Raw genomic sequence first — 18,586 nt, forward strand, 5'->3', positions numbered from 1 at the left:
GCGGCTCCGTTCGGTGTTGCGGTTACTTGCGGGCCCAGACCAGGAAGGCGAGGCCCCACGGCTCGGCGCAGGTCCAGGGATCGCGCAGCGGATCGGGCGAAGCCGCGTCCTTGCCGGGCCGCGCGGCCAGGAGCGTCCGCCACGTCGCCATCAAACGCTTTTCGGCGGCCGGGCTCATGGCCGTGAACGGAAATTTCCAGGAATGCGAAACCAGCGGCACCGGAAACATCCCGAATGCGCCACGGTTTTTAACCGCCAGCCGGTCGAGCACGTCGAGATAGGCCGTGCTGTTGAAGGTGTTGCGGTAGAGCTCCTGCTTGGGCGGCGCAGCCGGACGCGTCTCGCTCGAGGTGTAGCGGTCCCACAGCCGCAGCGCGGCATTGAGCGGCGCACCCACGGTTTGCACGCTCACGGGCCGCTCCGGCACCACGTAGCCCAGGAACACGCCGCCCGGCTTGAGAATGCGGATCTGTTCCTCGAGCGGCGGCGCGATGTCCTCGAAATGTTCGAGCAGGCCGATCGACACCGCCACGTCGAATTGGTTGTCCGGAAAGGGCGTCGCGAGCGCGTCGGCCTGATGGTAGTGCCCGGTGAGCCCGTCCGCCTCGAAGTTGCGCCGCGCGCAGTCCAGCGCCGACGCCGAGGTGTCGAGCAGGTGGGTCTCGAAGCCCGCCTTGGCGAAAAAAGCCGCCATGCTGCCTCGGCCGCAGCCGAGTTCAATGGCCCGTCCGCCGGTCGTGTGGCCCATCACCTTCTGGAACACGCGCCAATGGTTCTGGAAGGCGAACTGAACCTGGTGCGCCGGCTCGCCGGCCGCGAAATGGTAGCGCTCGCTGGCCGGAAGCGCCTTCCAGCTATCGTCGAAGGCGCCGACGGAGCCGAACTTGAAATCGCCTGCCTCTGCGGTCACGCGGCTGCTCCTCAGTAGGTCATGCGCTTGATCGCCGGCAGCTCGATGCTGGCGAGGATCTCGGCCATGCGCGGCCCGGCGTCGCCGCGCCCGAAGATGGGGTCGCTGTCATAGCGCTTTGCCGCGATCTGTCGACGGCCGGCCTCCGCGATGGCGGCCTGCTCGTAGGGCGCGAAGGTGACATTGCGGCCGTGCTCGCGGCCCATCTGCCGATCGCCCACGATCACGGCCGGAACGCCGAGAAAGGCGCCTTCGCGGATGAACGAGGACGAGTTGCCGATCAGACAGGCCGCATTGGCGAGAACGCGGCCGTAATCCTCCGGCGAGAAGTTCCGGAAGAAGTGGAAGGGCAGCGTGGGATTGCGCTCGCGGAACACGCGGATGCCCTTGGCGACGTCGTCCGTGCCGGCGTCGATGTTGGGCCACAGCACCACGGTCGGGAGGCCGATCTCCACCGCCGCCGCCAGGCTCTCGTTGATCTGCGCGAAGCCCTGGCCGTAGGAGGTCGTCACCGGGTGCTGGACCAGCAGCACGTAGGGTTTCGTCCAGTCGATGCCCACACCGGTGCCGCCGTAGCTGGCCATGATCTCGTTGTCGATGCGCAGGTCCTGGTTCACCAGCACGTCGACGGACGGGCAGCCGACATTGAACACGTAGGCCGCGTCCTCGCCCATGCGGATCACGCGTTCGCGCGACTGCTCGCTGGAGGGGAAATGGAGGTCGGCCAGCTTGGTGATGGCGTGGCGCACCCGGTCGTCGATGTTGCCCGAGATTTCGCCGCCCTGGATGTGGGCCAGCGGCACGTTCATGTAGGTCGCCGCGATGGCAGTCGCCATGGTCTCGAACCGGTCGGCGACGCTCACCACGATGTCGGGCTGCAGGTCGTCAAAGGCGGTCGCCAGTTCGGAGATGCCTGCGCCCGTGGACTTCGCCTGGGTGACGAGGTTCTCGCCCTCAAGAATGTAGAACAGCGACCGGTTCGGCTTGAATCCATCCGCCTTGATCACGTCCACGGCGCGGCCGAAGCGATACAGCAGCGTCGACGCCGAGACGATGAGCTGGAGCTCGAGGTCCGGCCGCTGCTGGACGGCCTTCATGAGATATTTGACCCGGCCATAATTGGCCCGGCTGGCGACGACCACGCAGATCTTGCGCACAGTGCTCACCTCAATGGTCGAAGTCGCCGTCGGCGAAGAAATGATCCTTCGGGACGGGGCGCGCCAGCCGCTTCCCGAGAAGGCGCTCGTAGTCGGACACCGGGATGCCGATCCCCGGCTTCTTGAAGGCCAGCGCTGCTCGGTCCAGCACGGCCCCGGCGGGCAACTCGCGCCCGGCGACCACGCTCTTGGTGAAGAGCTTGCGCAGCGGATCGAGCGCTTGCGCCTGGTCGTCCTTGTTCACCGGGTTGCTCAGGGCGCGGTCGATAAAGGCGACGCCGCGCACGAGGTCGTGCAGCTGCTCGCGCGTCAGGGAGGCCTTCACGTCCGGGCCGTACATGTCCTTGGAGAAGCACACATGCACCTCCAGCACGTCGGCGCCCAGCGTCACGGCCGCCAGCCCGGCGAAGATGTCGCCGGAGTGATCCGAAAGGCCCACCGGCACGCCGTAGCGCTCCCGCATCTCGGCCAGCACGTTGAGGCCGAGCTTCTCGGGCGGGCACGGGTAGGCGGAGGTGCACTGGAGGATCGACACCGCCGCGCCGCCGCTTTTCAGCACGTTCACGGCGCGGTCGAGCTCGGCCTGCGGCGACATGCCTGACGACAGGATCACGGGCAGCCCGGTGGCGGCGGCGCGCTCCAGCAGCGGCAGGTTGGAGACTTCGCCGGACGCGATCTTCAGCGCATCCGCGCCGACGCGGGCCAGCAGGTCGACGGCCTCCTCCGAAAAGGGCGAGCTGATGAACGCGATGCCCTTGGCGTGCGTGCGCTCCACCAGCGAGCGCCACTGCGCTTCCGTGAAGGCGGTGCGCGTCCAGTAGTCGTAACGCGTTCCGTCCTGCCCGGAGAGCGGCACCCGGAACTTCTCCTCCGGCGTGCTCTCGGCTTCGGCGATGTGCGTCTGAAACTTCACGGCGTCGCAGCCCGCATCCGCGATGAGGTCGATGAAACTCTGGGCCGAGCCGAGGCTGCCCTCGTGGGCGAGGCCCACTTCGCCGATGATGAGGCGCTTGCCTTGGCCGACGGGCCAGCGGGTGGTCACGAGGCTGCTCCTGCGTGTGTAGGGGCCACTCGGGCGCGGAATGAGAGTGGCGCATTGCTACGGGGGATCAGCGTGCGTTTCAAGCCGTGTGCCCGCCAAGCCCTCAGCTGATGGCGGTTCCCCGGAAACGATTGCGGACCTGTCGGGTCAGCGGCTCCACCAGCAGCGCGAGCGCGAGCGAGGCCAGCGTGGAGAGCGTCAGCGACAGCGCGATCATGCTGACGCTCCTCCCCGTGGTGAGGTTCAGCAGCGCGATCGTGACGACGTAGTGGTTCAGGTAGACCGGGTAGGAGAGGTCGCCAAGAAACCGGTCGACCTTGCGCCAGCCTGCGCTGAGGTGAAGCCGGGCGAGGCCCGCGAGGGCGGGCGCGATGGCGACCACCAGGACGCCGCCGATCAGCGCCTCGCGGGTGCGATCCGCATAGCCGTAATAATGATGGTAGCACAGCGCCAACGCGACCCCGGCCCCGATCAGCGCCGCCCGGTCGCGCCACTGCACGGCGTGATAGAGGCAGACGCCCGCCACGAAGTAGGGCGCGAAGGTCAGCGGGTAGAACCACGACACCCGCGTGTAGCGGTAGAGATAGCCGACCGCGAGCGCGGCCGCGAACACGATAACCGGCCGCCGCATGCTCTCCAGCGCCGGAACGAACACCACCGCAATCAGCACGTAGAACAGCCACTCCACGCTCACCGCCCACACGTACCGGACGAACGGATAGACCGGCGCGAGGTGAAGCGTATCGAGCCCGTACCAGACGAAGACCAGGATGAGGTTGGACAGCAGGTTCCCGGGCCCGAACAGGTTCGCGGGCAGCGCGTCGTAGTCGAAGGTCAGCACGGGGCCATGCCCGGCCAAGGCGAGATGGATCGCCACCGACAGCGCGAGGGCCGCCAGATAGGGCGGGAACAGCCGCAGGAACCGGTTCGCCAGAAATGGCCCTGTCCGGCCGGCGTAGAACCGCTCCAGCGCCTCCGCGATGATGAAGCCGGAGAGCATGAAGAAGCCCAGCACCGCGATGTTGCCCAGCCCCCAGGGCTTCAGCGCCGCGATGGCCCCAGCACTGCCGAGGTCGCGGCTGTGGCTGAGGACCACCAGCAGCGCCAGAAAAAGCCTGAAGGCCCCAAAGGCGCGGTAGCATGCCGGCTGCGCGGCCGCGTTCGTCGGCTTCGCGTCCCGCCCGGGGGGGCTGCGTGAGGCAAACAGGGAGACGCCCAGGTCTTTAAGGGCCAAGTGGGGCGAAGGCATCCATCGCGTATACACGCTTGGATTGTCAGGATGATAGGGACGCAACCAATTTAGATGTTCAAACCACGGCCGCGCCGCTTGCGCCCGCCTCATTCGCCCGCGCGGCTATCGCGTCGGCCAGCGTCGCCACCAGCCGCTCATACGCAATGGACGATTTGGTCGCGAAGCGGTGGTCGTTGCTGCTGACGATGAGGTCGGGGAGGAGCCCGGCCACGAAACGGATCATGTCGGCGCGGATCTCGTCGCGCCCGCGCCCTTCGAAGCTCGCCAGCGCGGCGCGGATGTCCTCCACGGAACCGACCTGCGCCACCGCAGTGCAGCAGCCATACCACGCGGCGCCGAACACGAGCGCCGGAACGCCCTGCAGCAGGGCTTCCCAGCCCACTGTGCCAGTAAGCGTCGCGCAGGCGCGTGCCCCGTCGATCAGCGCTTCGGTCGGCGCCTCCAGCGGCAGAAGTCTCACGTTCGGCAGCGCGGCGAGCGCCTCGTAGTCGGCCGGGCCGCGCGCGTGCCGTCGATGCATTGCCGGGGGCGTTACCCCGAGCTGGCGCGGATGCTCCTTGATTGCGAGCGTCCAGTCGTCCGGCAGCGCGCGCGCCAGCAACTGGGCGACGTGGACCTGGTCCGCGAACTCCAGCCCCTCAGGTTGGCTCGTCCGCTCCGGCTGGTATTGCAGCGCGAAGTAGACGTACGGGCGTCCGGGGTCGAGCGGCCGCGCCAGCGCTTCGTAGCGCCGGCGCAGCGCCCGGATATCCGCCTGGAAGCCCATCTTGCGGCGCCAGACCTCCGCGGGGCCGAGCGCCCCTTCGCCCGCGAAGGCGTTGATGAAGCGGTCGGCGCTGTCGGGCGCGTGCCGGATGCGTTTCTTCAGCCACCATGCCTCATCGCGCAGCGCCTTCACGATCGCCTTGGCCGAGCGGCCGGCGCCGAGCGCGTCCTTGTTCTTGGCGATGGAGAGCCGGACCCAGTCGCTGACGCTCTCGATTTGCGCCAGCAGTTCGGGCCCGAGCGCGCCCTGTGCGTCTGCGAGGGAGGGCAGGGCGGCCGGGCGCGGCGGCTCGCGGAAGTCGTCCGCCAGGTACACGCGGTCCGCAATCGTCGTCCGGTGCAGGCTGAGCGTAAGCCGGCCGCGCAGCCGCGCCAGATGGTAAAGCACGAGGTCCCAGCCATGGTGCGGCGTGCTGGGGAAGTACAGCGTCGTGATGTCCGGCCGGGCGGTCAGAAACCCGTCCAGCCACGCGATGAGCTCGTGATAAAGCCGCATGCGCATGCCCACCGGCTTCGGCGCGAACAGGAAACGATCGGACATCTCCATGAAGCCGCGTTCGGCTTCGGCAAGCGCCCGGATGGTCGCGCGGGAGGGTGGAACCGGCGTCACGCCTGGGAAAGCAAGCGGCAGGTCATCGACCCGGAACAGCCGGCGCGCCACCACGACCGGAGGAGGCGGGGAGAGGCCCTGCAGCATGCCGGCGTCGTAGCTGGACAAACCCGCGAGCAAGTGAAGTTCGTGAAGCCGCCATGCGACCGCTTCCGCGAACGGCTCATCGACCGCTACGCAAAAAATGCTCATGTGGCGGCCTGCCACGCGGCCACGAACATGTCGGCCATGATCTCCTCCGTGAGCGCCATGGCCTGCCAGGTCGCGCCGCCAACATGCGGGGTGAGCAGCAGGTTGCGATTCTGCGTCAGCGCCGCGAGCCTGGGCAGGTTGTTCGCCGGGGCATTCTCGTTCTGAATTACGTCCAGCGCCACGCCCGCGAACAAGTCGCGCTCAAGCCGCTCGATCAGGGCCGCCTCGTCGATTAGCTCGCCGCGCGCGATGTTGACCAGGAACTTGCCCGCCAGCGCGTCAAGCCGCGCGGCGTCGAGGATCACGGGGTCGCCGGGCGCATAGGAGGCCGCCAGGATGACGATGTCCGACGACGCGATCACGGCGTCGGCGTCCGGCAGCCGGCGGGCGTCGGGCCCATCCGTGATCTGCGTGGGATCGTGCAGCGACACCCTGCAGCCGAGCGCCGAGAAGGTCTGCGCCAGCCGCCTGCCGACGCGCCCGTGCCCAATCAGGCCCACGCATTGGCCGGCCAGCATATGGCCGCGCACGCTGTCACGATCCCAATGAAGATTCTCCGCCGTCACAAAGGCGCGGCCATAGTTGCGCAGCAGCGCCAGCGTCAGCCCCAAAGCGTGCTCGGGCGTGGATGTGATGTGCTCGATCAGATGCGTGTTGCCGGCGAGCGTCAGCACCGTTACGCCGCGCGCAGAGGCCGCATCGGTGTCGATATGGGTGACGCCTGTGGTTGGCGAGATCAGCCATCGCAGGCGAGGGGCAAGGCGCAGCAGGTCACCGTCGATGAAACGGCCAAGCCGGATAAACAGGGCATCGACCTCATGCAGAAACGCCGCAAGCGGGTGGGCGGACGAAAAGGTCCGGACCTCGAACCCTGCCGACTCCAGCGCCGCCCGGGCTTTCGCCGAAAACGCATCCGGCTCGAGAATGCCGACAACGGGCCGGTTCACCGGGCCCGCTCCGCCGCCACCGCCTCGGCGACGAGGAAGTCCAGTCGGTCGTTGATGTTCACGGCCGAGATGCGGTCGACCTCCACATAGGTCGCCGGATCGACGATGAACCGGCCCTCGGACATCAGGCTGTCGCGCGCCGTGAGGTAGATGTTGCCGGTGCGCATGAAGAAGCGCTGCAGCTCCTGGCGGGGCCCCTCGCGCTGCATCTCCGGGAAGGCGCGGCTGACGCCGCCGTCGTCGTCGCGGGCCAGCAGATAGGCCGGGTGCTGGTCCACCACCTCCGCCATGGAGCCGACAAAACGATATCGTCCGCTCGCGAAGAGCGCGAGCGCCTTGGCCAGCTGTGCAGGCGTCGTAAAGGGGCAGGTCGGTTGCAACAGCAGCAGCGCATCATAGGGCTGCCCGATGCGCTGCTCCATCGCGTCGATCGCATGCCGCGCCATCGCGACGCTGGAAGCCTGGTCGGTGGCGAGATCAGACGGCCGCAGAAACGGAACGTCGATCCCAAGCGAGCGGCCGACCTCCGCGATGGCCGCGTCGTCGGTGGACAGGATTACGTCCTGCAGCCCCTGCGTGGCCTGCGCAAGCCGCGCCGGGTAGCCGATCAGAGGCAGGCCGCCCAGCGGCATGACGTTCTTGCCCGGCAGTCCCTTGGAACCGCCCCGGGCCGGGATGACGGTGAGAATGCGGGGCGCGCCGGCCATGCCGGTCAGCCTTTGCGGGGTGTCGACAGCACGGTGCGGCCATGCACGTTGACGCGCACGTCGAACCGGTCGCCGACAAGGTCGCGAAAGAACCGGGCGTTGAACAGGCGCACATCGGTGGCGGCCAGGGCCACCCGCGTGCCGCGTTGGACCTCCAGCACGAAATCGCCGCTGAACGGCGTCTCGCTCCCAATAGGCGCGGGGCCGTCGATGAACGCGAAGTCGATGTGGTCGACCGGCGGGCGCTCCACATAGTGGACGGCCCGATAACCGGCGAGGTCGATTGGTTTTACGGCGCTACGGATGAGCTCGAAGGAGGGTTTCAGGGCCGCCGGCATCGCCTGCTCGATCCGCTGCGCGTAATCCTCGGATTGCTCGAGCGAGTAGAATCGTGGCGTCGGGCCGCCCTCGCGAGCGATCTGGTCGAGGATCTCTGCAATCAGGAACGTGGAGGCGCCGCCGCCATATTCCACCACCACGCCCGGCCGGGCGTTGCGCAGCAGGCGCGACAAAATCAGGACCTTGTAGGGTCGCAGCGTGGTGCCGGACTGCTTCACGGCGGCCCGCAGCCGCTCGCCGCCATCCGGAAGGGAGCGCAGCGCCGCCAGCCCGAAGCGATTGGCGAGACGATGCGCCAGCCACACGTCCGGCCGCCGGTAAGTCGCACGGATTCGCAACTCCTCGGCGAGGGCCTTGGCCTCCTGCGAGCCTAAGTCACCCATGCCCAATCAACTCCCTTCTGTCCCGCCCGCCGGCCCCGTCGAGCCCGCTGAAGGCGGACACAACCGCAGAGTAATCCCCCTGCGCGCGCACGCGTCCGTTGTCCAGCCAGTAGATCACGTCGCAACTCGCAACGGCCGAAAGCCTGTGGGCGACGACGATGATGGTGGTCTCTGACCGCAGAGCGTCCAGGGACGCCAAGATGGCCGCCTCGGTGTTCACGTCGAGCGCGCTGGTGGCCTCGTCCAGGATTAGCACTTCCGGGCGGTGGTAGAACGCCCGCGCGATGCCGATGCGCTGGCGCTCGCCGCCCGACAGCCGGTCGCCGGCGTCGCCGACCTGCGCTGCGATCCCCTCGGGGAAGCGAGCCAAGAGGCCTTCGAGCTGGGCGGCTTTCACGGCGCGCGCGACGGCGTCTGGGTTCAGCGGCCGGCCGAATACGATGTTGTCCTCAATGGACCCGGCGAACACCATGGTGCTCTGGGGCACATAGCCGACTCGCTCGAGCCACCCCGGCGCGGCCGCGGCCGACAGCGCCTCGCCGTCGATCATCAAGGCCCCGTCTGCGGGCGGCAGCAAGCCCGCGATGATCTCCAGCAGCGTGGTCTTGCCCGACCCCGAGCCGCCGATGATCCCTGCCATGGCATGGCGCGGGATGGTCATCGAGACCTTGTCGATCACCGTGGGAGCGTCCGGGTAGGCGAAGGACACGTTCTCCAGCGCGATCTGCCCTCGCAGGGTCGGCCCTTCCGCGTGGCGGATCGGGCCATCCGGCACGGGATAGCGCCGGTAGAGGTTCTCGAGATCCTGCACGCAACCAATGTTGTGGAGCACGCTCGACCACGCGCTCGCGAGCCGGTTGGCGCTCGGCATCAGCCGCGCCACCGCGACGGCGAGCACCAGCATGCGGCTCGCGAACTCGGCGCGGGGCACATCCAGCAGCAGCTGCGCCAACACGAGCGCCAGCACGACAAAAACGATGCCAGTCTCGATATAGAGCCGGGGCGTTTCGGTGAGCAGCCGCGCGCGGCGCTGCAATTCGGCTTCCTCGTCGAGAAGGCGGCTATGGCGCAGATTGAACTCGCGGTTGAGCCCGTGAATGCGGATATCCCGGAAGCCGCGGAAGCTATCCAGCACATGCTGCTGGTAGCGCACCGAGGCCTTGTTTTCGGCGATTCCGTTGCGGCGCAGCTTGCGGCCGGTGACCATCTGGACGACGCCATAGAGCGTGAACATCGCGATCCCGACCGCGGCCGTCGTGACCGGCTCCTGGAGCGCGAGGCCGATCACAACCGCGATCACCAGCGTGGCTTCCACGCCGGCCATCAGGATGGCGTTGAGCAGGTTCTTGCCGACTCGCGGCGCGACTTTCAGAAGCGTGGTCAACACCGCGGCCGAATCGATCGTCGCGTAGGCCTGATAGGGCAGGCTCATCACGCCACGGTACACGCGCCGCATGGCGGCGTGCTGGACGCTAACTATCAGTCGGGTGCGCACGTCCGAGTACAGCAGCGCGACGCCGAGCCGGACCGTGTAGGCGACGACCAGAAAAAGGATCAGGTTGATCTGGGCGTCATAGCGCGTGCCAAACCTGAATACGTCGACGATCGGCTCCAGCTTGGCCAGAAGCCCGCTCGTGCGGTCCTGCGCGAACGACTGCAGCAGCAGCACCACGAGGCCGATGCCGAAGAGTTCCACCACCGAGCTCACCACGGCAAGCACGAAGAACGCCAGCACGCCGACGCGCTGGCGCGTGGTCAGGAAGCCATAGAAGCGCTTCAAGAACGCCATGGAAAGTCCTGATTCACCGCACGAAATCCGCGATCAGCCGCAGGCCGGCCGGACCGCTCTTCTCCGGATGAAACTGCGCGCCCGAGACGTTGTCCTTGCGAACCACGGCGGCGATGCGCTGCCCGCCATGGTGGGCGTCCGCCAGCCGATGTCGCCAGTTTTCCGGGATCACCGTGAAGGAATGGACGAAATACATGGGTGTGCCGACCGGCGTGGAGCGCAGGATGGTTTCCTCCCATAAGGCCGGATCGTTAGCCTCCCTGGGCGGCTCCAGCGCGGTCCAGCCGATATGCGGGATCTTCAACGGCGCGCCCTCCAGGGTCAGGTCCGGGATGCGGCTCACCCGGCCCGGGATCACGCCCAGCCCCGCATGGCCGCCGAATTCATCGCCGTGGTCGAACAGCATCTGCATGCCCACGCAGATGCCGAGCACCGGCCGGCCGGCCGCGATCACCTCCATCACGGCCTCGCGCAACCCGCTCGCCGTGAGCGCGCGCACGCAGTCGCCGAAGGCGCCGACGCCCGGCACCACCACCCGGTCGGCCTTGCGCAGCTGGTCCGGATCGCGCACAAGCGAGGCTTCCGCGCCCACGTGCTGGAAGGCGCGGCTGGCGCTCATCAGGTTGCCGATGCCGTAGTCGGCGATCGCCACGGTCGCGCTCATGCGGCGTTCTCCGCCCAATCGACGCTGCGCACCGGCACGCCCGCCTCACGCAGGCCCGCCCTGATCTGCGGCAGCGTCATCCGGTCGTAATGGAGCATGTCCGCGATCGCGATCGCATCGGCCCGGCCCTCGCGCACCGCCGCAGCGGCGTGCTCCACCGATCCCATGCCGCCCGAGGCGATCACCGGGACGGTCGCGACCGCCCCGATAGCGGCCAGCAAAGCGAGGTCAAAACCCTTGCGGGTTCCCTCCTGGTCCACGGACGTGACCAGGATTTCGCCGACGCCGAGCGTCAGCGCGCGCTGGGCCCATTCCACGGCGTCGAGCCCGGTGCGCTCGCGGCCATTGTCCGTGTAGGCTTCCCAGCGCGCGCCATCGCGCTTGGCTTCGATGGACAGCACGACGCATTGCGTGCCGAACACCCGCGCCATCTCGGATATCAGCTCCGGCCGGCGCACCGCGGCGGTGTTCACCGCCACCTTGTCGGCCCCGGCGCCGAGGGCCGCGCGCGCGTCTTCCACCGAGCGGATGCCGCCCCCGACCGTGATCGGCACGAACACGTCGCGGGTGGTGCGCTCCACGATGTCGAGCAGACTGTTGCGCTCGTAGAGGCTCGCGACCACGTCCATGTAGAGGATCTCGTCCGCGCCGGCCTCGTAGTAGCGCTTGGCGCGCAGGTTCGGGTCGCCGATCTTGCGCAGCCCTTCGAGGTGCACGCCCTTGATCAGGTTGGGCGCCTTCACGTCGAGGCGCGGGATCAGCCGGATGGTGCTCATGCGGGCGTTGTTGCAACAGCCGGGCCGGTTGTCCACCCGCCTGCAACGTCCGCGACGGTATGCTGGCCAAACACAACCGACGCCACCCGATCCATGCTGTGGCCGTCCAGCAGCTCCGGCGCCTCGCCATCCGCCGCCGCGGCGGCCGTCCAGGCGGCGCGCTCCCGCGGATCCGCGAAGGCTTCCAGCAGCGTCGCGTAGCCGGCGCCGTCATACGCGATGCGCACGCCCGGCCGTGCGTCGAAAAGGGGGTCGCGGAACTGCAGCGTGTCGTACACGACCGTCGGCACGCCGAGCGCCGCCGCCCAGCCGATGGTGGACGAGTAGCCGGCCGCCGTGAACAGGTCGCAGGCGCCCAGCCAGCCGTCGAGCCGGTCCGGCGCGATCCGCAGGCGGGGATCCAGTTCGGCGAGCCAGCGATAGCGCGCCGGGTCCATCTTGGGATGCAACGACGCCACCACGACGCCGCCCAACGATAGCAACGCCTTCGCAACCTCGCGCATGAGGCGGTCGGACGCGGCGGCGGGCAGGAGGTCATGCTCGAAGTGCTGGTGCACAGACCAGCCGATCAGCGGCCCCGGCGCGCCCGGCTGGGCGAAGTCCCGGATCAGCGCGGCCCGGATTTCTGCTCTGCGCGCATGGCCGGCGGCGAGCCGGTCGAGCTCCAGCGATCCCACCACGCGCACCCGCTCGGCCGGCAGGCCCTCGGCGACGAACTGGCGGGCGATGTCGCGCCCTGGCGCGAGCACCACGTCGCCCCACATGCCGCCCAGCACCCACGGGTTGCCCCGCAGCACGCCGGCTTGGGCCAAGGCGGGCGTGTAGACGGACGGATTGAAGAAAGCGAGGCGCTGGCCGTCCGGCCCGTCGATCACGTGCGCGGGATGGCGCGCCGCCAGGTCGGAGCCGGTCGGGACGCGAAAGCGCCTGTCTCGCAGCCGCCAGTCGACGAGGCTGCGCCGGAAGGCCGGCAGCGCGGCCGGAATCACGACGATGCGAACGCCTGACTCGTGCGCGCAGCGCAGCAGCATGAGCCGGGCGCGCAAGTCCCTGTCGGCCCCCGTCACAATGGCGGCAGGCCGCAACCGCATCAGCACGGCCCGGCACCACGGCTCGAGCCGCAACAGCGCCCGCCCGGCTCCGAGATGGCGCCAGAGCGCGTCGAGCTTGGCAGCGGCGGTTTCGATCGGCCGGCGAAGCGGCCCGATGCGGCGGGCGAGGGCGGCGGCCCGCGCGGCGATCCAGGGCGACAGGCCCTCGGCGAGGCCGGGGTCCAGCAGATGCATGCCGGGCTTCCCGGCGATGCGCGAGCCAAACAGCGCCGCATCCAGCGGCGACGCGAACAGCACGTGCACGTCGGCGGTTTCGGCCAGCCGCTCGCCATAGGGCAGCAGCGCGTTCACCTCGGTGACGTTGCCGAGCGCCAGGATGATGCGCGGGCGCGCCTCGGCCGGTCCGGGCGCAGGCCCGGCCTTAGGGGGCATCCTGCCAGACCGCGCTGCGCAGGCGCCACGCGCCGTTCTCGTGCACCCACAGATGAGGCGGCCGGAAAGTGTCCGCCAGCCGGTCGAAATAGGCGCGGTCCAGGATCGGCTGCTCGAACATCCTCGACGCGACCGGGAACTCGCTTTCGGGGATCGACAAGTAGCGGAAGATCTCCTCGGCGAAGCGCTCCGGGAACTCGCCGTCGAAGCGGCGCACCAGCGCAACGCCCTCGTCGCGCTCGATGTCGGCCGAGCGGATCTCCTGCGCGGCGTCGTAGGTGGCGCGGCCGATGCCGAACTTGATGAAGGTCGTGTAGTAGTGGAAATCGTCGATGCGGTCGTCGATCGAGTTGTACTTGGAGTAGGTGCCCGGCGTGCGCTCCGGCGAGGCCTGGAAGCCGCCATGCTCCACCGCGTAGTAATAGGCCGACTGCGGGTGCCACTTCACATAGTAGCCGAGGTAGTGCACCTCGGTGCCCGTGCTGGCGAGCTTGGCCGGATCGGCGGGCAGGTAGGGCTCGAAGTCGGCCGGACGCAGGCCGAAGTCGTTCTTCAGCTCGGTGAGGGAGGTGCCGCCAAGGAAGATCTCGTCCTCGGACTGCGCCGTGAAGTAGTCCCAGGAACGCTTGGCGTCGCCGGTGTCCTGCTTGGGGTTGCCGTACTCGGCTTCGTTCTCGCCGTAGAACACCAGCGGGATGCCGGTCATGATCGACATCTTCGCGGCGAGCTGCTTCTGGCCCAGGATAAAGGGCTGGAACGGGTGGAACAGCCGCTCCACCGCGAGGCGCGTCAGCAGCCGGTGCACGCGGCCGTTGGGCGTGTGGAGATAGTTGTCGAACCCGGCGTGGATCCAGGCCTGGAAGTTCTTCCATCCCCAATCCGTGTAGACGTGCGGCGCCCACGTCACCGTGAGCGGGTTCATGTTGTACTTGTACTTCAGCAGATGGGCCGCATAGAACGAATCCTTGCCGCCCGAGCCCGGCACCACGCAATCATAGTGACCGGTGCGGCTACGGTGCTTGTCGAGCAGCGCCAGGAGATTGCGCTCGCGCTCCTCCCAATCGATGTCGGCCTTTTCCTCAGCCACGCGGCAGGCGTCGCAAACGCCTTCGTGGTCGAAGTGGATCGTAGCCTTCTTGCTCGCCGCCGTGTGCTTGAACTCCACGGCCGAGTTGGGCCGCTGGTTGGAGATCACGCAGCGCTTGCAGAAGCTGACTTCACGCGGCAGGCCGTAGCGGGTCTCGGGCGCGTTGTTCCCCGGAGCGAAGGGCAGCAGCTCGACGGGGTGGGGCTTGTGCAGGATGGTCATGCGCTGTGTAGGCCTCGCGAGGGGCGCGGGCGGCGGCGCAGGGCGCGGCTCACCGGCGGTCGGGCGCGATCCGGCGACGGTCGCGGACGGAGCTGCGGGTTACCATGCGGACAGGCCACCGTCCACGAACAAGTTCTGCCCCGTCACATAGCTGGACGCGTCCGAGGCGAGGTACACAACCGCGCCCGTCATCTCGTGCGCCAGCGCCATGCGGCCCATGGGGACGCGCGCGCCGTACTGGCGGGAGAACCGCTCGTTCTGGCCGCTCTCGACGCCGCCCGGCGTCAGGGTGTTCACCCGGACGCCCGCCTTGCCCCAATAGGCCGCCAGATAGCGCGTCAGCCCGATCACGCCTGCCTTGGAGGCCGAATAGATCGGCGGCGTGTTGATGGGCCGCCCAAGATACTCGGAGCCTTCGTAGATGCGCTGGTCGGGCCCCATCGCGCCGTAGATCGACGCCGTCTGGATAATTGACCCGCGCCCGCGCTGTGCCATCCGCGAGCCCACCGCCTGCGCGACCAGGAACATGCCGTCCAGGTTCACGGCCATGATGGCCCGCCAGGTGTCGAGGTCAAACGTCTCCAGCGGCTCGAAAAAGGCGTCCAGCGACGCGCCCTTGCCGGCGGCGTTGTTGTGCAGGACGTCGATGGGTCCGAGTTCGCGCTCTACGGCGTCCGCCATGGCGACAACCGAGGCCTTGTCCGCGACGTCTACGCCCACGCCAAGCGTGCAAACCTCATATGTCGCGGCCAGCTCCGCGGCGACAGCTTTCGCTTTGCCTTCGTCGAGATCCACGACCGCAACGGCCGCGCCGTGGTCGGCCAGCGCCGCCACGATCTCCTGGCCGATGATGCCGGCGCCGCCAGTCACCACCGCGACCTTGCCGGAGAGGTCGAACAGCTGCCTGTATCCGCCCTTGGCCCTCATGCCGGCCGCTCCCCGTGGCGTCGTTCCATCAGCATCGTGACGATGTCCATGTCGAGCGGGCTATCGATGTCGACCGAGCGCTCCTCCGGCATCTCGTAGAGGCCAGTGTCGGGGTAGAAGACCCGCGGATCGCCCACGATCGCGGATCGCCGCCAGACATAGATCGACGCGTTCATGTCGAAGCAACGGGGCGCATCCTGCCGGCGCACCACCGCGTTCGGGAGCGGCTTGGAGAGGTGCGCGTTGCCGGCCCCGTCCAGCTCGACGAGGTTGAAATAGGGCGAGCGCCGGGCCGGAGCCGCCGTGATCACGCAGGAGCGGCCATCCGCTTCCAGCTGCGCCACCGCGCCCGCGATGTCGGCGGGCTCACGCAGCGGCGACGTCGCGTCGAGATCCACCAGCACGTCGGCCTGCCAGCCGAGCTCGGCTTCGGCGGCGAGCAGCGCATGCCGGATCACCGGCGCCTTGGGGGCCGTGTCCGTCGCCATGTCGGCCGGACGGCGAACCAGCACCTGCGCGCCTGCCGCCTCCGCGGCCCGGAGAATATCCTCCGAGTCGCTCGACACCGCGATCGCGTCGAACAGCCCCGTTTGCGCCGCCTGCCAGATCGACCAGGCGAGCAGCGGCCGGCCGGCGATCACCCGGAGGTTCTTGCCCGGCACGCCCTTGGAGCCGCCGCGGGCGCAGATGGTGCAGATGCGCTTCATGCCGTGATCCAGACCCGGTCCCGTGCCGCCTTCTCGATCGCCGCGATGGTGTCGACCACCGCCAGGCCCTCGGCCGCCGTGCAGAGCGGGGAGGGGGCGTGATCCAGCATGGCCTTGTGCATGGCCCGGTAGGTCGCGTCGCGCTCGGCCGGGTGAGCCTCGGCCTTGCCGTTCTCGGTGAACGTTCCGGCGATGAAGTCGATGCTCAGCGAGCCCTCGGCGGTTTCGACCACGATGCTCCGGCGCGCCGGGCGGTGCCAATAATCCACGCCGAGCGTCACGATCGCGCCCGAGCGCAGTCGCATCAGCACGCCCCAGGCGTCGTCCGTCTCGATGTCGAGCGGCCCGAGCCGGCCGCCCGTGGCGGTCAGCTCCGTCCAGGAACCCAACAGGTGCGCGGCCAGATCGAGCTCATGCGACAGGTCGCGCAGCACGCCGCCGCCGGCGGCCAGGCTTGCGGACGACGTCGCCCGGTAGTCGGTCCCGGGCCGCCAGTCGGGCAGGTATTGGCCACAATGAATGGATGCGCTGAGCACGCGGCGCCCAGTCAGCGCGTCGCGCAGGCGGGCGACCAGCGGATGGAAGCGTAGGTTGTAGCCGACGCCGACCTGGCCAAAGCCGCCCCACGGCAGGGTCGCGGGCTCGGCCAGCAGCGGCTTTTCCACCAGCACGCGGCCGCCAAAAGCCTGCTCGGCCAGCGCCTCGAGCCCGGCGCGATGGTCGGAGGTCGGGCTCGCCAGCACCACGTAGTCCGGGCGGAACTGCGCCAAACCTTCGGCCAGGGTGGCGACCGAGCCCTCCGCCGCGCCGCTGCGGCTGACGACGCCGACCTCGAGCCCATCCTCGCGCAGCACGCGCGCGTGCCGGGCGCCGATGGAGCCGTAGCCCACCACCATGGCGCGTCTGGCGGTCACGAGGCGTCGTCCCCGGCCGCGCGCTCCACCGCATCGGTGCGCGCTTGGGCGAGGTCCTCGTGGCGGCCGACGTCGAGCCAGTATTCGCGCAGTGGAAACACGCTGGCCTCTCGGCCTTCCGCCATCAGGTCGGCGAAGAGATCCGTCATGTCGTAGAAGCGGTCCCGCGGCACGCGCGCCAGCGCGTCGGGCGACAGCACGTAAATGCCGGCGTTCACGAAAAACGAGTGGACGGGCTTCTCCTGCAGCGTCTTCAGCCGGTGCTGGTCCGTCTCGACAACGCCGAAGGGCACCTGGATGGAGTACTCGCGCACGCACATGGTGGCGTCCGCGCCGTGCTCCTCGTGGAAGCGCAGAAGCTGGCGAAAATCGACGCTGGTCATGATGTCGCCGTTCATCACGATCACGGGGCCGGGCGGAGCCTCGCGCAGCAACGACAGCGCCCCGGCCGTGCCCTTGCGCTCCGTTTCGTGCAGATACTCGACCTGCACGCCAAACTGCTCGCCGTCGCCGAAGTGGCGCATGATGTCCTCGGCCCGGTAATTCACCGAGAAGAAGAACCGCCGGAAACCCTGCGCGGCGAAGCTTTCCACGATGGTCTGGATGATCGGCTTGCCGCCCACGGGCAGCATCGGCTTGGGCAACGTCTCGGTGTAGGGCCGCAGCCGCGTGCCCATGCCGCCTGCCATCAGGACAATCCAGGTGTCGTCCCCGGGCGCCAGCAGTAGGTCGCCGAAGAGCTCCAGCCCGACGACGCGGCCGGAGGCGTCCACCAGCGGCGCCTGCTCGACGCCCCAGGCGCGCATCTTGCCGATGATGGCGTCGCGCGAGGCGGTGGGGTCCACCCAGCGCGGCTTGGCGTTCATCACCGCCGTGACGGGCTCGTCCAGCTTCACGCCGCGCAGCAGCCCGCGCCGCACGTCGCCGTCCGTCACCGTGCCGACGAGCCGGTCGTCCGGCGTCGTCACCAGCGCGATGCCGCCCGGGCCGGAATCGATGATCCGGATAGCGTCCAGAATCTGGCTCTCGGGCGTCACCCGGGCGTCGTGCCACTTGATCGGGCGGCGGATCATGGCCGGCGCTCCCGCGCGGGAACGCCTTGTACGAGCCGACCGGCAGGGACGTCGTGGATCACGACCGCACCGGCCGCCAGCACGGCCCCCGCGCCGACGCGCACGCCCTGGCACACCACCGCGCCCGGCCCGACATGGGCGTCATCGCCGATCGTCACGTCGCCACATATCGTTGCTCCCGGCGCCACATGCACGAAGGCGCCGATGCGGGCGTGATGATCGACGCTGCAGGCCGTGTTGAGGATCGTGGCTTCGCCGATGCGAACGCCGGTTTGCACCGCGGCACGCATCATCACCACGGCTCCGTCGCCGAGCATGACGCCGGAGCCTAACGCAGCGGCGGGGTGGACGAGCGCCGGAAAGCTGAATCCCCGCATGCGGAAACGCTCCCAAACGATTCGGCGGACTCGCGAATCGCCGATTGAGCCGACGCCCAGCGCCAACGCGACCGCGTCGGGCGACACGCCGTCCAGCGCGGCATCGCCGCCCAGCAGGGGCGCCGAGGCCGAGGCTGGCCCGTCTTCCGGCGCGACGCAGCCGCGCACCTCGCGGCCCAGCGTACGAAGTAAATCGAGCACCACGGCCGCGTGGCCGCCCGCGCCGAGCACGATCACCGGGATGGGGGCGGTCACCGGGCGG

Annotated in this window: 18 protein-coding genes; all 18 read right to left on the minus strand. The window is 68.9% G+C overall.

Annotated elements, in window-relative coordinates; all coding sequences use genetic code 11:
• Window positions 1–22 precede the first annotated feature (22 nt).
• Entirely contained in the window at window positions 23–910 is an 888-nt protein-coding gene (locus IEV99_RS07675) for a class I SAM-dependent methyltransferase (RefSeq protein WP_188517074.1), read from the minus strand.
• Window positions 911–921: 11 nt separating this feature from the next.
• On the minus strand, window positions 922–2,076 hold the full coding sequence (gene neuC, locus IEV99_RS07680) for a UDP-N-acetylglucosamine 2-epimerase (RefSeq protein ID WP_188517075.1): 1,155 nt from the start codon (window positions 2,074–2,076) through the stop codon (window positions 922–924).
• A gap of 1 nt (window position 2,077) precedes the next feature.
• Entirely contained in the window at window positions 2,078–3,109 is a 1,032-nt protein-coding gene (locus IEV99_RS07685; RefSeq protein ID WP_188517076.1) for an N-acetylneuraminate synthase family protein, read from the minus strand.
• Window positions 3,110–3,212: 103 nt separating this feature from the next.
• A complete protein-coding gene (locus tag IEV99_RS07690) occupies window positions 3,213–4,451 on the minus strand; it encodes an acyltransferase family protein (RefSeq protein WP_308469358.1) in 1,239 nt (412 codons plus the stop codon).
• Entirely contained in the window at window positions 4,417–5,856 is a 1,440-nt protein-coding gene (locus IEV99_RS07695) for a capsular polysaccharide export protein, LipB/KpsS family (protein ID WP_188517078.1), read from the minus strand. The genes IEV99_RS07690 and IEV99_RS07695 overlap by 35 nt, the downstream gene beginning before the upstream one ends.
• A 68-nt stretch (window positions 5,857–5,924) precedes the next feature.
• Window positions 5,925–6,875, minus strand: a complete 951-nt coding sequence (locus tag IEV99_RS07700) for an NAD(P)-dependent oxidoreductase (protein ID WP_188517079.1) — start codon at window positions 6,873–6,875, stop codon at window positions 5,925–5,927.
• Entirely contained in the window at window positions 6,872–7,582 is a 711-nt protein-coding gene (locus IEV99_RS07705; protein ID WP_188517080.1) for an acylneuraminate cytidylyltransferase family protein, read from the minus strand. Before IEV99_RS07705 ends, IEV99_RS07700 begins: the two co-directional genes overlap by 4 nt.
• Before the next feature lie 5 nt (window positions 7,583–7,587).
• Complete coding sequence (locus tag IEV99_RS07710; RefSeq protein ID WP_188517081.1) at window positions 7,588–8,304, minus strand: O-methyltransferase; 717 nt, start codon at window positions 8,302–8,304, stop codon at window positions 7,588–7,590.
• Entirely contained in the window at window positions 8,297–10,093 is a 1,797-nt protein-coding gene (locus IEV99_RS07715; RefSeq protein ID WP_188517082.1) for an ABC transporter ATP-binding protein, read from the minus strand. Before IEV99_RS07715 ends, IEV99_RS07710 begins: the two co-directional genes overlap by 8 nt.
• A gap of 13 nt (window positions 10,094–10,106) precedes the next feature.
• Window positions 10,107–10,757: an imidazole glycerol phosphate synthase subunit HisH gene (hisH, locus tag IEV99_RS07720; RefSeq protein WP_188517083.1), complete on the minus strand. Its 651-nt coding sequence runs from the start codon at window positions 10,755–10,757 to the stop codon at window positions 10,107–10,109.
• The gene (gene hisF / locus IEV99_RS07725; protein WP_188517084.1) at window positions 10,754–11,533 is read right to left on the minus strand and encodes an imidazole glycerol phosphate synthase subunit HisF; all 780 of its coding nucleotides are present in this window, start codon (window positions 11,531–11,533) and stop codon (window positions 10,754–10,756) included. The genes hisH and hisF overlap by 4 nt, the downstream gene beginning before the upstream one ends.
• Window positions 11,530–13,017, minus strand: a complete 1,488-nt coding sequence (locus IEV99_RS07730; protein WP_188517085.1) for a hypothetical protein — start codon at window positions 13,015–13,017, stop codon at window positions 11,530–11,532. Before IEV99_RS07730 ends, hisF begins: the two co-directional genes overlap by 4 nt.
• Complete coding sequence (locus IEV99_RS07735) at window positions 13,007–14,326, minus strand: N-acetyl sugar amidotransferase (RefSeq protein ID WP_188517086.1); 1,320 nt, start codon at window positions 14,324–14,326, stop codon at window positions 13,007–13,009. Before IEV99_RS07735 ends, IEV99_RS07730 begins: the two co-directional genes overlap by 11 nt.
• A gap of 99 nt (window positions 14,327–14,425) precedes the next feature.
• Window positions 14,426–15,253, minus strand: a complete 828-nt coding sequence (locus tag IEV99_RS07740) for an SDR family oxidoreductase (RefSeq protein WP_188517087.1) — start codon at window positions 15,251–15,253, stop codon at window positions 14,426–14,428.
• Window positions 15,250–15,960, minus strand: a complete 711-nt coding sequence (locus IEV99_RS07745) for an acylneuraminate cytidylyltransferase family protein (protein WP_188517088.1) — start codon at window positions 15,958–15,960, stop codon at window positions 15,250–15,252. The genes IEV99_RS07740 and IEV99_RS07745 overlap by 4 nt, the downstream gene beginning before the upstream one ends.
• Complete coding sequence (locus IEV99_RS07750) at window positions 15,957–16,874, minus strand: Gfo/Idh/MocA family protein (protein WP_188517089.1); 918 nt, start codon at window positions 16,872–16,874, stop codon at window positions 15,957–15,959. Before IEV99_RS07750 ends, IEV99_RS07745 begins: the two co-directional genes overlap by 4 nt.
• Window positions 16,871–17,947: a nucleotidyltransferase family protein gene (locus IEV99_RS07755; RefSeq protein WP_188517090.1), complete on the minus strand. Its 1,077-nt coding sequence runs from the start codon at window positions 17,945–17,947 to the stop codon at window positions 16,871–16,873. The genes IEV99_RS07750 and IEV99_RS07755 overlap by 4 nt, the downstream gene beginning before the upstream one ends.
• On the minus strand, window positions 17,944–18,579 hold the full coding sequence (locus tag IEV99_RS07760) for a NeuD/PglB/VioB family sugar acetyltransferase (protein WP_188517091.1): 636 nt from the start codon (window positions 18,577–18,579) through the stop codon (window positions 17,944–17,946). Before IEV99_RS07760 ends, IEV99_RS07755 begins: the two co-directional genes overlap by 4 nt.
• Window positions 18,580–18,586 lie beyond the last annotated feature (7 nt).

Source organism: Alsobacter metallidurans (genome assembly GCF_014636935.1).
GTDB classification, from domain to species: domain Bacteria; phylum Pseudomonadota; class Alphaproteobacteria; order Rhizobiales; family Beijerinckiaceae; genus Alsobacter; species Alsobacter metallidurans.

What these genes read in the sequence shown, in the direction of transcription:
- IEV99_RS07690 (WP_308469358.1), bottom strand. Translation starts at nt 4,451, where the DNA reads ATGAGGCGGGCGCAAGCGGCGCGGCCGTGGTTTGAACATCTAAATTGG.
- IEV99_RS07705 (WP_188517080.1), bottom strand. Translation starts at nt 7,582, where the DNA reads ATGGCCGGCGCGCCCCGCATTCTCACCGTCATCCCGGCCCGGGGCGGT.
- IEV99_RS07710 (WP_188517081.1), bottom strand. Translation starts at nt 8,304, where the DNA reads ATGGGTGACTTAGGCTCGCAGGAGGCCAAGGCCCTCGCCGAGGAGTTG.
- IEV99_RS07715 (WP_188517082.1), bottom strand. Translation starts at nt 10,093, where the DNA reads ATGGCGTTCTTGAAGCGCTTCTATGGCTTCCTGACCACGCGCCAGCGC.
- hisH (WP_188517083.1), bottom strand. Translation starts at nt 10,757, where the DNA reads ATGAGCGCGACCGTGGCGATCGCCGACTACGGCATCGGCAACCTGATG.
- hisF (WP_188517084.1), bottom strand. Translation starts at nt 11,533, where the DNA reads ATGAGCACCATCCGGCTGATCCCGCGCCTCGACGTGAAGGCGCCCAAC.
- IEV99_RS07730 (WP_188517085.1), bottom strand. Translation starts at nt 13,017, where the DNA reads ATGCCCCCTAAGGCCGGGCCTGCGCCCGGACCGGCCGAGGCGCGCCCG.
- IEV99_RS07735 (WP_188517086.1), bottom strand. Translation starts at nt 14,326, where the DNA reads ATGACCATCCTGCACAAGCCCCACCCCGTCGAGCTGCTGCCCTTCGCT.
- IEV99_RS07740 (WP_188517087.1), bottom strand. Translation starts at nt 15,253, where the DNA reads ATGAGGGCCAAGGGCGGATACAGGCAGCTGTTCGACCTCTCCGGCAAG.
- IEV99_RS07745 (WP_188517088.1), bottom strand. Translation starts at nt 15,960, where the DNA reads ATGAAGCGCATCTGCACCATCTGCGCCCGCGGCGGCTCCAAGGGCGTG.
- IEV99_RS07755 (WP_188517090.1), bottom strand. Translation starts at nt 17,947, where the DNA reads ATGATCCGCCGCCCGATCAAGTGGCACGACGCCCGGGTGACGCCCGAG.